The sequence below is a fragment of the Chitinophaga rhizophila genome (assembly GCF_019492185.1).
GTDB classification, from domain to species: domain Bacteria; phylum Bacteroidota; class Bacteroidia; order Chitinophagales; family Chitinophagaceae; genus Chitinophaga; species Chitinophaga rhizophila.
In genome coordinates this window covers 1,192,518-1,205,843 of the sequence record NZ_JAICCF010000001.1, presented here as the reverse complement: position 1 = coordinate 1,205,843, position 13,326 = coordinate 1,192,518, and the positions used below count along the sequence as shown (strand labels likewise).

The 13,326-nt window shown below is 42.0% G+C and carries 13 protein-coding genes; 7 read left to right on the top strand and 6 right to left on the bottom strand.

Going from position 1 to position 13,326, the window contains the following annotated elements; translation table 11 throughout:
* Positions 1–207: 207 nt before the first annotated feature.
* A complete protein-coding gene (locus K1Y79_RS04455; RefSeq protein ID WP_220248792.1) occupies positions 208–1,113 on the bottom strand; it encodes a hypothetical protein in 906 nt (301 codons plus the stop codon).
* A 196-nt stretch (positions 1,114–1,309) separates the two neighbouring features.
* Here K1Y79_RS04455 and K1Y79_RS04450 point away from each other — a divergent pair, with 196 nt between their 5' ends.
* Positions 1,310–3,685 (top strand): fibronectin type III domain-containing protein, encoded by a 2,376-nt coding sequence (locus K1Y79_RS04450; protein WP_220248791.1) that lies wholly within the window; start codon positions 1,310–1,312, stop codon positions 3,683–3,685.
* A 131-nt stretch (positions 3,686–3,816) separates the two neighbouring features.
* Here the strand turns inward: K1Y79_RS04450 and K1Y79_RS04445 are convergent, their stop codons facing one another.
* The gene (locus K1Y79_RS04445) at positions 3,817–4,137 is read right to left on the bottom strand and encodes a DUF2200 domain-containing protein (protein WP_236059488.1); all 321 of its coding nucleotides are present in this window, start codon (positions 4,135–4,137) and stop codon (positions 3,817–3,819) included.
* Between the two features lie 214 nt (positions 4,138–4,351).
* On the opposite strand from K1Y79_RS04445, the gene K1Y79_RS04440 reads away from it, so the two are divergent.
* Entirely contained in the window at positions 4,352–5,251 is a 900-nt protein-coding gene (locus K1Y79_RS04440) for a hypothetical protein (protein ID WP_220248790.1), read from the top strand.
* 30 nt (positions 5,252–5,281) lie between these two features.
* Positions 5,282–5,491, top strand: a complete 210-nt coding sequence (locus K1Y79_RS04435; RefSeq protein WP_220248789.1) for a hypothetical protein — start codon at positions 5,282–5,284, stop codon at positions 5,489–5,491.
* Positions 5,492–5,656: 165 nt separating this feature from the next.
* On the opposite strand, the gene K1Y79_RS04430 is transcribed toward K1Y79_RS04435, so the two are convergent.
* Entirely contained in the window at positions 5,657–5,902 is a 246-nt protein-coding gene (locus tag K1Y79_RS04430) for a hypothetical protein (RefSeq protein ID WP_220248788.1), read from the bottom strand.
* A gap of 360 nt (positions 5,903–6,262) precedes the next feature.
* On the opposite strand from K1Y79_RS04430, the gene K1Y79_RS04425 reads away from it, so the two are divergent.
* Positions 6,263–7,156: a manganese catalase family protein gene (locus K1Y79_RS04425; RefSeq protein WP_220248787.1), complete on the top strand. Its 894-nt coding sequence runs from the start codon at positions 6,263–6,265 to the stop codon at positions 7,154–7,156.
* An 85-nt stretch (positions 7,157–7,241) separates the two neighbouring features.
* Here the strand turns inward: K1Y79_RS04425 and K1Y79_RS04420 are convergent, their stop codons facing one another.
* From K1Y79_RS04420 to K1Y79_RS04410, 3 genes are all read right to left on the bottom strand, one after another.
* Positions 7,242–7,733 (bottom strand): hypothetical protein, encoded by a 492-nt coding sequence (locus K1Y79_RS04420; protein ID WP_220248786.1) that lies wholly within the window; start codon positions 7,731–7,733, stop codon positions 7,242–7,244.
* 10 nt (positions 7,734–7,743) lie between these two features.
* Positions 7,744–8,898: a zinc-dependent alcohol dehydrogenase gene (locus tag K1Y79_RS04415; RefSeq protein WP_220248785.1), complete on the bottom strand. Its 1,155-nt coding sequence runs from the start codon at positions 8,896–8,898 to the stop codon at positions 7,744–7,746.
* Between the two features lie 344 nt (positions 8,899–9,242).
* Complete coding sequence (locus K1Y79_RS04410) at positions 9,243–9,842, bottom strand: 5'-methylthioadenosine/S-adenosylhomocysteine nucleosidase family protein (protein ID WP_220248784.1); 600 nt, start codon at positions 9,840–9,842, stop codon at positions 9,243–9,245.
* Between the two features lie 469 nt (positions 9,843–10,311).
* Between K1Y79_RS04410 and K1Y79_RS04405 the strand changes: the two genes are divergently transcribed.
* From K1Y79_RS04405 to K1Y79_RS04395, 3 genes are all read left to right on the top strand, one after another.
* Entirely contained in the window at positions 10,312–11,703 is a 1,392-nt protein-coding gene (locus tag K1Y79_RS04405; protein ID WP_220248783.1) for a right-handed parallel beta-helix repeat-containing protein, read from the top strand.
* A 302-nt stretch (positions 11,704–12,005) separates the two neighbouring features.
* Entirely contained in the window at positions 12,006–12,203 is a 198-nt protein-coding gene (locus K1Y79_RS04400) for a hypothetical protein (protein ID WP_220248782.1), read from the top strand.
* Between the two features lie 59 nt (positions 12,204–12,262).
* Positions 12,263–13,306, top strand: coding sequence for a DUF1573 domain-containing protein (locus K1Y79_RS04395; RefSeq protein WP_220248781.1), 1,044 nt, complete (start codon positions 12,263–12,265; stop codon positions 13,304–13,306).
* Positions 13,307–13,326: the final 20 nt, after the last annotated feature.

Below are 13,326 nucleotides of genomic sequence, written 5' to 3'. Positions count from 1 at the left end.
AAAAGATGAGCGCAATTTTATATGCTATCTTATTGTCAGATATGTAGTAAGTAAATTATTTTTAGTTTTAAGTAACATCAACTAAATTTTTCTTGTTCAGCCAGGAAGATCTCTTTATATCTGATCAGGATCGGTTCGGTAGCGAGCTTTTTTAAAAAGAATCCCGGTCCTTACTATAGACCGGGATCATACCGTATTTAAATGCAATTACTGCATGTTAACCTTCACGCTTGTCTTGCCTTTACAGGTTGCACTCATCGTCATTCCAGATACAGCAAAATCAAAGGTAAACCGGATATCTGAGTCCGACTGCTGTAATGTATTTTTGCTCATGTCAAAAACCATTATGCCCATACCAGTTCCAACACCATTGCCTTTATTGTCATTCTGATCCATACTCAAATCCATGACGATGTCATGTTTCAGATCGAATATTGCCTTGTTATCCTTGATCTCCTTTAATATATACTTCGTATTGATTTTCATCTTCATGTCTGCCTGTGGAATCGGAAGATTCATAGGAACTTCCTGTTCAAACGAATCACCTACTTTCATTTCACTACCAGGAAACTTAACATTTCCCTGCACAGTGTTCACGAGTTGACGTAGAGATGTTTTCAATGCCTCGTCAATGCTTCCTTTAATTGTGTCAACGGAAATTTTTCCATCTGCAGTTGCAGAGCCTTCAATTACAGCATCAGCAAAAGGGTTTGTGTCCTGAATAGTTTCCTGTCCAGCTACTGACTGTTTGAGACTGACTTTGTCATAGGTCATTGTGATTGGCATCTTTTTGTCTGTTCCCTGTGCACCTGTTTTGGTTGACACCACCATGTCCTGGGTCATATGCATCACTATTGGCAGCTGCATGCCTGAACTGGTTATCTGGGCAATCATGGCCGAGTCTCCTTTTACTGTCATCTCCATATCCATAACATTAGTCATCAGGGTTTTATAGGTTTTGTTGGGGGCCATTATCATTTTAAGCAAAACCTTCTTTTGGGCAATTGTGAATTGAGTGATGCCAAGCATGAGCACCAGCAAAAGCAGTCGATAATACTTCATGTCTAATTTAGATTTTATCAAAGATGTTGTATTTCTTTCTATCTGAGGCATTACGCCCGCATTTTTAAGAAAAAATCATTTTGGCGCTAAGATTTTATACAGTTAGTGCTTTAATACCTGGAGCTCTTCCTGCATATCTTCACTATTAAGAGGTATGCAGCGCTCTATTTCAGCAAATCGGAGGACATCAAAGATTAAACTACGGATAGACCAACCCAGTAGTATTAACGACTAAAAAAACACAACCATGAATCTAAGAAGGTGGATATTACTTGGAGCAACCTTCCTATGCACCAGCGTTCCTTTATCAGCGCAAACAAGCATTATCACACAAAGTGGAAGTATCATTTATGGACAACATGCTAACAGCAATCCACAATTTGATTTCAATAAGTTATTTGATAAAGATCCCAGCACTTCCTTTTTTGGAGGCGAATGGACGGATAACTGGATCGTTTATGTAGCACCGGAAGCTGTTATAGTAAATAGCTATGTGCTTACTTCAGCTATAGACCGGCCCCAATTTGATCCGTCAAGCTGGGTACTGGAAGGAGGTAATGATGGCACCCATTGGGAAATGATCGATAGCAGGCAGACACAGACATTTGATGGCCGCTCTCAACCCAAAATCTACACAGTTGGAAAGCCTGGCATTTTCAGATTATACCGTATTCATTTTACTGCAGCCAATGGTGGGGATAGTATGCATCTTGCGGAATGGGACCTGCGATCTGAAGCGCCTGCTACTCCAGCACAAATGAAAGCTGTTGCTACATCCGCAGGTATTACATTACGCTGGAAGTCTGGTGAACCTGATATCACAGGATATCAGCTCGAACGTAGTAGCGACGGTGTGCAATATCAGCCGCTTGCGATGCTATCTGCAAAGGATATCCAATATACAGACAAATCTGCCTGTGCCAGCTCCTATTACGCTTACAGGCTTGCAGCTGTCAATAAATCCGGCGCTTCTGTCCCTACCAAGCCTCTGATAATCAGGTCTGCTAAGGCAGTCTTGCTGCCGGACATCACTGCTATGCTGGATGGACAGACTACCGGTTCTTTTAACGGCAGAGCCACCTCCGGAGAAGGGGTAGATAAACTAACTGATCATAATTTATACAGTAAGTATTTTATACCATCAACAACTGGCTGGATGCAGTATTATCTTCCTGGCGGAGCTGTAACAAAACAATATGCGATTACATCTGGAAATGACTATCCTGGTCGTGATCCCAAAGATTGGGAACTTCTGGGTTCAAATGATGGTCATATCTGGATAGTACTGGATAAACAGGAGAATCAGACGTTTACCGGGCGAAACCAACGCAGGCATTACATCATCTCGAATGATAAGAAGTTCGTCTATCACCGGCTGAAGATTAATGCCAACAGCGGTGAGCGTTATACCCAGCTTTCCGAATGGCAGTTATATGGTAATGGGAAGGGGCAGCAGCTAAGTACAAAGCCATTAACTCCCCGGCAGTTTGCTGTAACGGAAGGAGGCGCTTATCAGCAGATACTTGTTTGGAGCGACCTGCCATATAATGAATCGGGTTATCGACTTCAGCGCTCAACCGATGGGGTAAAATGGGAGGGTGATCAATTTATACAAGCCGGCGATACAATGTTCTACGCACGTAATCTGCAACCAAACACAACCTACCACTACCGCTTGCAAACAGAGAATAAATTTGGCCGCTCTGCCTATGTAACTGCGCAAGGCACTACTCCTGATGGAGAACCGCCGCTAGTCTGGCAGGAACATTGGTTTGGACACGAAGAAAAACTGACTCGCGCCTACTATGATGATGACATAGCGGTTTATTATGATGAGGCGGTGGATACAGCTATTAACTGGATGTTTGCTGACTTCTCACAAGCATGGCGGTACACCAAACAGAACTATGGCACATTCAGCGATCCAAGATTATATATCGTATTTCATAGTGTAAAAAAACCAGAACTTTCCGGAGGCCATCCTGCGGCTGTCTTCAATGCACATCATGATTTTCGTAACGTGATAGATCTTAGCGGTGACTGGAAAGAACGCAGTAGCTGGAATGTAGGAGCAACAATTCATGAGATAGGTCATATCGTAGAAGGCGCTTCTAAAGACGTTGATCGTTCACCAGCGTTCCCATTGTGGGGTGACAGTAAATGGTGTGAAATATCCGGTTATGATATGGTAAAACGCCTCGGGTGGATATCCGATGTCAATCGTTTTTATGATGATCTAATTAATAATTCAGATGACTATCCGCGCGCAGGAACACGGTGGTTTAAAAACTGGTTCTACCCGCTATATAACAATTCAGATTCGAGTGCGACGCTAAACCGCTTCTATGATCTATTGGCAGACTATTACCCTAAGCGTAATGGCGGTTATGCGCGCGACCTGAATATGGGTGAGTTTATACACTTCTGGAGCGGAGCTGCCCGTACTGATCTGAAAGAGCTCGCAATTAAAGCTTTTGGTTGGAATGACTTCTATGAAATGCAACTATTGCAAGCAAGAGAGGAGTTTCCATTTAAATATGAGGGAAAATATACGCCCGGTGCTTTTACCAGGTCAACTACATTATCATCCCGCAAGGATGCCAAACCTCGAGGTGGAAAATAGTCAATATGAGAATCTGACTAAAAAATGTAATCAATCAGCAAAGCCGGAACTATCATTTCCGGCTTTGCTGATTAAGAACTGAGGTCTACGCCTCCCGTAGTATCTTATCCATCTTCCTGCCTTTGGCTAGTTCATCTAACCAGCTTATCCAGGTATCTGACTTTTTTTGTCAAGGGGTTTTCAATTTCTTCAATACGATATCCGCAGATCATACCTGTAATCAAATGAGCGTTAGGATGTAATGTGGCCTGTTGGAAAAATACATCAAAATTCACCTTTTCTTTTATCAACTCTGCTAACTTATGCTTATCAAAGCCAGTTAGCCATTCAATCACCTGCTGCAGCTCTTCCTTTGTTCTGCCCTTTTTTTCCACTTTGGCTACGTACATCGGATAAACTGATGCGAAAGTCAGTTGCGCCATACGCTGGTTGTGTATGTCGGTCTTGTCCATAAATGGTGTTTTAAGATCAATAGTGAGTATTCCGTCTTGCCTTTCTCCTTCCTACTAAGATACGCTTCAAAGTTAATTTTTACAGCGCAAAATCCTCGGATGTTATCTTGTTGATAATGACTAGTTCGGACAATGAATCCTAATAAAGCCTTATAACAATCAATGCTATTTTAGTATCGAAGAATTTATTATCTTATCTTAAATTAAAGACACCATGACATTTACCCCTGTATTGCCACTTCTTCTTTTCTGCAGCTACCTGTTTGCCCAAAGTCCAATTACGCAGTCCCAGAAGTATTTAGGTGAGAATCCCCCTGGTAGTAAACCGGTTAAATTCGCGCCTGGAATCATTTCACTTGATAATCAGCATGAGTTTGGTTCTGTCTTTTCTAACAACGGAGATGAATTTTTTTATGCAGTGGACAAGGACGGTAAAACACAGACCAAATGTGTGAAATTCGTGAACGGTAAATGGTCTGAACCTTTTACTATACTGTCTGATGCTGTCTTTAGCTACAACGATCCAATGTTGTCTCCTGACGGCAATAGACTATATTTTATCAGTAACCGGCCGCTTACAAACACCGGTAAAGAAAAAGACTATGACATCTGGTATGTAGAGAGAACCCGATCTGGTTGGTCATTGCCTGTAAATGCAGGTGCGAAAGTCAATTCCGTAAAACACGAATATTACATCTCTTTCACGAAGAAGGGGAGCATGTATTTCTCTTCAAATCGCATGGCCACAAAAGAACGAACCAATAACTTCGACATATATAGCCTCCCTGTAACAGGTAAAGGATCTAAACAACCAGTCAGTTTACCAGGCATGATCAATACTGAGGAGTACGAAGCTGACGTGTATGTAGCGGGAGACGAGTCCTATGTGATATTCTGTGCAGTACGCGCTGAAGGATATGGAGCAGGTGACCTGTATATCAGTTTTAAGAAGAAAGACGGGACATGGACAAAAGCAAAAAATATGGGATCTGTTATTAATACCTCAGGCCATGAACTATGTCCTTTTGTAACTGCTGACGGTAAGTACTTATTCTATACCAGCAATAAAGACATTTATTGGGTGAACGCCAGTATAATTGATATTTTAAGGTAACTATTGGATATTTTGAGTTATATTCATAGCATGTCAAAATCCAAAGACGTTGTTGTAACGTTCTCCAAAAAGCACCCCCAAACCGGCGAGCCTGCGCAGGCAGGACATACCTTCGTTATCGGAACATTAGGAACAAAGAAAGGTTGGTATGAGGTAGATACAGAACAACTGAATAAGCATAAGAACGAAGATTTCCAACAGGAGCTTTTTAAACTGTTACATCCCCAGACGCATCATTGATTGATCAATTTAGCTATTCAGGTTGCCTTCACAGTTAATAATTGTGAATAATAGCTGCTTATGCCAGTAGACATGATAAGCCAGTAGTCTTATCCAATATGTGAATAAAGCTACTGGCAGTAGTGACATGCTTTAGGTGTTATCACAATGATGGTGCGCGTTGCCCTATGCTCCACCTTGTATATATTCATCGGGTAAGTCCGTATTAGTTTTGGTATCCGGATTTGTATCCTGCTCCTGATGATTTGGTCCGGAGTTTTCATTATTATTATTCTGCTCATCGTTAGTTTCCGGAGCAGTATGTTCCCCTCCATCATCTCCGGGATAGGCGGCTGTCACATCAATAAATTCAGGTTGCGGAAATTGTTCCGTTTTGTGCTCTGCAAGCACATCTTTTTTTGGAGTATCCATATCTTGGGTTTATTAGTGTAGCGGCTATTATTATGCCACTCCTTTATAAACCCACTCAACTACAGATATATTCCAGGGCCTGCTTCTATAACGCAATTCATGTGTATATCATTCTACTTAAGTGTTTACAGACTTACTCATTTCTTCGCATGATCTACGTTATTAAATTACTTAAGTATGTTGATGTGATCGGTGCATAATTATTTTCTATCCTATATATAGCGTTAGTTATCTTATTCTATCAGCATGCCTGGCATTACGATGCAGGCACGATTTTGCCATTGCAATAGCATGAATCAGTCGGCCTATGCATCTATGTTGGGAATCGACACAACTTTTCTTTAATAAAAACCTTTCTTTATGTTTTATCATGATGGAAAACTTCAGTATCCAGTGCGCGTGGATAAACCCAACCCACAATTCGCAAAGCTTTTGCAGCAAGCAATAGGAGGCGTTGAAGGAGAGATTAGAGTATGCCTGCAATACCTCTTCCAGGCATGGAACTCCCGAGGGCCAAAGAAATATCGTGATATGCTGCTGGAAACCGGCACAGAGGAAATTGCACATATTGAAATGCTGGCAACTGCCGTCGCGTTAAATCTTGAAGGATCATCTATGGCGCTGAAAGAGGAAATGGCTGCTGCCAATCCTATGGTAGAGGCTGTAATGGGAGGTCGTGATCCTCGTCATATCCTGTCAGCAGGACTAGGCGCTTTAGCGTCTGATAGCAATGGCGTACCTTTTAACGGCTCATGGATAATCGGTACTGGCAACATTGCTTCCGATATGTATGCGAATGTACATGCGGAAGCCTCAGGACGAGTATTGGCTACAAGACTGTATGAATTAACCGACGATCCTGGTATGAAAGATATGCTGGCATTCCTGATCGCAAGAGATGCTATGCACCAGAATCAATGGCTGGCTGTTCTGGAAGAACTGGGTGGCCCGGCTGTTAATCTGCCAATCCCCAATAGCTTCCCTGGTGCCAGTCAGGTTGAGGATTTCGCTTACTCTTTTGTTACTACAAGTATCAATAAGCAAGATTCGCTGTCTACAACCGGCAGATGGGCCAGCGGACCATCTATTGACGGTAAAGGTCAGTTCAATATAAGAGAAGGTGCTCCGATGGGGCAGGAGCCTGCCTTAAAAGCGACTGATCCTACTACGCATGCGCAGCAGCAACAGATGACAGATGCTGCGGATGACAAGTCCTTCCTGGAACAGGCAAAAGACTTCATCACTGGGCAATAATACTTCTAATACCGTTCAACAATAAAATGCCGGAGATAATTTGTCTCCGGCATTTATCGGCTTATAGCTGACCACATCTGCTTCTTTATCGTTTTTTTGCTTTCCCGCTTTTCCATAACAGGATAAGTGCAGTAGTTGCCAATGCGGTAATTGCGACTTTCTTTATCACTCCCGCACGGTTATGTGTCCATGCTGCTTTGTAACCCTTCTCTGCGAATATGTTTGGTACATGTCCTTTTCTGAGATCATCAATGATGCCTTCCACCACATTCACCCTGTCTGCCAAAAGTAGCGGTAACCAGTGGCCATAGCTTGATTCGCTATATTTAAATGCAAACCTCCTGATGTTACCACTTAAACCTGATGGGGGAGTAGATGTGCCAAATACTGCTGGCAAACCAGGTCGCTCATTGGAATGAAGTATTTCTACTGTTACCGGTTGCTCTTCCGGCCTTTCCCAGTTCAGGCGCTGATGATCATCGCCGGTATATTTCTTCATGGGGTAAGTTGGTTCATTCTTCGGATCTGCATCAACGCCCCAGCCTTTGATGTGTGCGAATTTCTTTTCTAAGTCCATAATCATAAGTTTATTGTCTTGCTGACGGTGGAATAAGAATGGGTTTTATACAATTGTCAAGTTTGGCGGAAAAGATATGATAAGCATCTGCTACTTCCTCCAAAGGAACACGATGTGAAATGATAGCCTTCGGATCAATATACCCTGACCGGATATGTTCTATCAGCCGAGGTAATAATCTCTTGACTGAAGCCTGATTTGCGCGGATTGTGATCCCTTTATTTACCACATTCCCAATAGGAATCAGGTTATCTGTAGGACCATATACCCCCACAATAGATACAATGCCACCTTTCTTTACTGAATTGATAGCCCAGTGCAGTGCTGTGGCAGAGCCGGCCTGTAACATTAATTTTCGTCCTGTGATTGTCTGCATAGCATTACCAGCAGCATCTCCACCAACTGCATCTATACATACATCTGCTCCAAACCAATCTGTCGTTTTCTTAAGGAACACAACAGGGTCTTCCATTGATCTGAAATTATAAGCTTCACATTGTGCATATTTCCGTACGAAGTCCAATCTGTATTCAATATGATCAATCACTATTACTCTGCCAGCTCCAAAAAGCCATGCGCACTTAGCTGCCATAATACCTACCGGACCTGCTCCGAAAACAACAACTGTGTCTCCCTTTTTAATACCTCCCATTTCCGCAGCCTGGTAGCCTGTTGGAACCACATCAGTCAATAATACAGCATCGTCCGGATCCATGTCTTCCGGAATGATCACAGGACCAACATCCGCATATGGTACGCGCACGTATTCTGCTTGTCCGCCATCAAAGCCACCAGCAGTATGAGAGTATCCGTAGATACCGCCCACGGCAGTAGCTTCCGGATTTGACTCATGGCAGTTTCCAAACAATTCCTGCTTGCAAAACGCACACTTCCCACATGCAATATTAAAAGGCACCAGTACTTTATCGCCGACTTTCAGATTCTTTACTCCCGGGCCAATGTCTTCAACTATTCCAATAAATTCATGTCCGAACGTTGTTCCAACTCGTGTATCCGGAACTAGTCCATGATAGAGGTGGAGGTCGGAACCACATATGCAAGAGCGCAATACACGCACTATTGCATCTTCCGGATGTAATATCTCCGGAGCAGGTTTCTGTTCTGCGCGGACCCTGAACGGTCCTCTGTAATTCATTGCAAGCATAAGCGTCTTTTAATAGTCAGGATTCTAAACACGTCCGCCCACATATACGGACAACCATCAGATAAGGCCGAAAACTATGCCGGATTAAGGATAGTAGTATTTCAGCGACTAGAGGTGTGCTTAATACCATATCACCATGAGTGATGTGTTAGAAAATCAGCAGTATGAGTGTAGTAAAACACAGTGCTGCTATAAATCTGCGCAGATACTTAAATGTTCAGGGAGGTCGGGGGGTGACAAGGATACATCCACCAATTAAAATACAGCGTTTCTGCCTATTTACAACTGGTGGATGTATGATAAAGGTTATTAAACCTACAAAGTTTATTGCCCGGTTAGGGGGACTAAGCCAGCATATTTTTATTCAGTTTCAACAAATTGCCATATGCTACGGCAGCTTTATGTACCTGGACGGTCCAGTCTTCAGCTGCATTATCATCTGCGCCATCTGAGATGTACTTTAGACACAGGAATGGTATGTTTTCTTTCATGGCTATCATGGCAAGGGCATAAGCTTCCATGTCTACTACATTGTAAATACTGGACGCATATCCCATCTCAAAGCTGTCTCCTGTTCCACAGATGCCTGTTTGCAGGCCATCCATCTCCAGGCCATACTCCAGTATAGTAGGCAGACCTGATAGTGGCGTTTCATATTGCGCATATCCCAGGCCTCTTACATCCATATCACGTTGTACAAACTTCGTACAACAAATCACATCCCCCTTTTTGAAGAAGCTGCTTCCGGCAGAACCCAGATTCACAATCAATGAGGGCCTTTTGTCCTGGATAGCTTTTGTCAGTTCATAGGCTGCATTTACCTTACCTATACCAGTAATAACTGTATTGTTTCCTTCAAATACATCGGCTGCTTCAGAATCTAATGCAAAGGTGAACAGAACGTCTGCCAATGCATATGAGTGTGCTGTATTAATATTTATCATTAATGATGGGTGTTTATGGACGTACAAAGATACCCTGCTTTATAGACAATAATAGCCTCTGCCATTCCATTTTTCCAAAAAATGTCGCGTTCGGAATGTCATATATGCCAGAATAGTGCCTGCAAAGCAGCATAACCTGCTTTTTCCGCTCAGCAATTCCGATTCATGGTCCAGATTTCCATATTTTGGACAAATACTTACTTTGGCATATTTCATAAACAATTGATTTACAACTTATTTGTAGGGTTTTCGCTTTTTGGTACTTCGTTCGCTTATATCATACCAAACCATATAGACGAATACACGAATCACCTACGAAGAATGCCAGTAATGTAGATATACAGAATCTGAGATGATGCCGGGATCAGCTGTACCGGCTAGTAATGACACCATAAGCGAATCGAACCACAACAGAAACCTACCCGGACTAATTAAAGCCGGAATTTTAAACGCATATCCTAATTTAAAGATGAAGAACTTAACTTTCTACGCGCAATCACTGATTGCAGCCACAACTTTATTGTTTGCTATAAGCTGTAAAAAAGAAGCAATTTTTGACGAGAAACTTAACGCAGACAAAACAGTCGCAGTCACCGCAACTACTGGAAGAGAATTTACCCTAACGCCTGACGTAAATGGCAGATTAGTGATCGATAATGCCAATAAAGTGTATCAGCCTGGCGATATTATCAATCTGAAAGGTACTTTCAAATCTATTCAGGTAACCAATACCAGCGGCAGTGCATCAGCTCCTATTATTATCCGTAATTCAGCCGGAACTACCGTGAACATTGGTAATCCTGCCTGGAATGGTGGTGCTTATTCTGTTGGATTCGTACTGTGGAACTGCCACTACATCAAATTCGGTGGACAATCAGGTACATCCTCTATCGTAATTAACGGTTCCAAACAAGCTGCAAAAGCTGCCTATTATGACCTGCAGATCGGAAATAAATCTGACAACATAGAAATTTCCAATCTTACCATCCAGGACGGCGGTAATGGAATCGTAGCTAAAACAGATCCTGTTAAGAACGATGCAACTACTGCATATCCTAATACTACTATGCAGAATCTGTCTATACATGACCTGGTAATTAAAAATACAACCAATGAGGCAATGTATATCGGACATACTGCAACATACTGGGATCTGACATCCAATGTACCATACTACGGTGCCCCTTCAGGATTCGTTGCAGGACGCCAGTACGTACAGCCTATCATCTGGCAGAATGTGAAGATCTACAATAACTTCATCGAGAATATAGGCCTTGATGGTATTCAGACCTCTGCCATAGATCAGCTGGAAGTATATAATAACGAAGTTACTAACTGGGCGATGCAGAAGAACTATGCACATAATGGTGGTATCCTTATCGGTGGCAGAACCACAAACACTAATACGCATGACAACTATGTTCATGATGGATGGGGTGAATTGTGCCAGTTCTACGGCTCCGGTGCTAATGGTTCTAAGCATATCTTTACAAACAACCTGTTTCGTAATGGTCAGCTGGATGGTGTTAGCATGAGAGGTAGTGATAATGCAATTGTTACCTTCACTAACAACACAATTGCCTATACCACTGGTAACTGTCTTCGTATTAACGGTCATACCGGTCAGACAGGTCTTAACCTTATAAATGGAAATGCGCTCATCGCACCATTAAACGGTAAAGGTACTATATATCCTAAGCACTATATCTACCTTGAGAATAATGCCAAGGTAACTGAGGGTACTGGTGCATACGAGAATAAGAAGTTTGCTACCAGCACTGCTGCCGGCGCTGATATTGCTAACTACTACTATCCTTTAACCGGTTCGCTGATGGGTGTTGCCGGATATCGCAAAGTGTAGTATGAAGAATGGTATCATGGATGATACAGTATTTGAGAATGATATCCGTATATTTTATAAATACAGAAGCCTGCATATATACATGCAGGCTTCTGTATTTATAAAATAGCTGTATTGAGTACCGGACGGGAATTAAATGTAACTGCTTGAACAAACATATACATCCCAATTCAACGGAAAAGTAGCAATATTCAGGAGCTTTTCCGCCATATTCTTAATACTCAGTACCAGCTACTACCAGCTTTGATTTCTTTGTGTAGATTTAAATGATAGTTCGTTAATCTTAATCCTAACAAAACACTATGAAAGCATTACTCATTTCCGCAACGTGTTCCTTTTTCTTTTTACTCAGCGTTACTGCACAGAACCCCGTTGCACCCTGGCAGCAATGTGGTGGTATCAACTGGACTGGTGGTACTATTTGTACATCCGGCTACAGATGTGTAAAAATACATGATGTTTACTGGCAGTGTCAGCCGGTTGCACGATTGAAAAAGTAACCGTATAAGGCAGTCATCTATCATGGCTGCCTTTCTTTCATTCTAAAAGATTTCCAATAATGAGATACATATTGATCTGCCTGATCTTCACGATTATTTTTTCTTGCCGGCAACAACCTATACAGTATGCATCCGGCCGGATCGAGGATGTTTTTGAACAGGCACGTAAAGAAAATAAAAAGGTGTTTGTGCTGATTACAGATACATCATGCGGTATCTGTAACGCCTTTGCAAAAAAGTTAGATTCCATAAATGAGACTAAGAAAATACTGAATCAGGATTACATCTGCTATAAGGCTAATATTACAGATACTGCTATGACTGACATTGCGCAGATTGTTAAATGCCCATCCTTTCCCTTTCCTTACTTCTTTGATAAGGATGCGAATCTGCTGGCATTCGGGTTTCCCAATAATAAAAATTTTCTTATAGATGACTTAAGCAAAATAGGCATCAGTGAATATACTTTCCGTGAGATGTTCCGCCTGCCTATTACTACCCTGGATTATAAAAAGCTTGTATCATTAAATATGAAAGCATATCTGATGATGAAAGAAGGGCATCATGACTCAGCGTACCAACTGGTAAAGGCATCTTCAGAAATAGCTGTTTACCCCTACAATATCTATCTAGCCAATCAACTATCAGCTGTAGGGACTAAAGAAAGTAATGCCTGGATCAGGCAGCTCCAGAAACCGCAATTCACGCCCTCTGATGAAGTTATTTATGATAACCTTATTGATAATATCGCATTCTCCGAAAATCAGAACGAGCTACCAGAAACCGGGAGTGATAGTGTTAGTTACACATTTGTTGAGACTAAACATGAATGCGGCATCATTAATCAAGGTGCTAATTATACTTTCGCTTTTAAGTTTCTGAATACAGGTAAGAAGGATGTTGTCATCACCAAAGCGGAACATTCCTGTCCCTGTATAGAACTTAAATGGCCGGATCAGCCGGTAAAGCCAGGAGAAACCGGATATATCAGAGGGATTCTTCATGCGGAACAGCTGGGACGGTTTTCACGGGAGATATATGTACACACCATTTCTTCCAAAGTGCCAATGAGGATTGTAGTACTAAATGGTCAGGTTATATAAATAAGCAGCCAGCTGGAAGT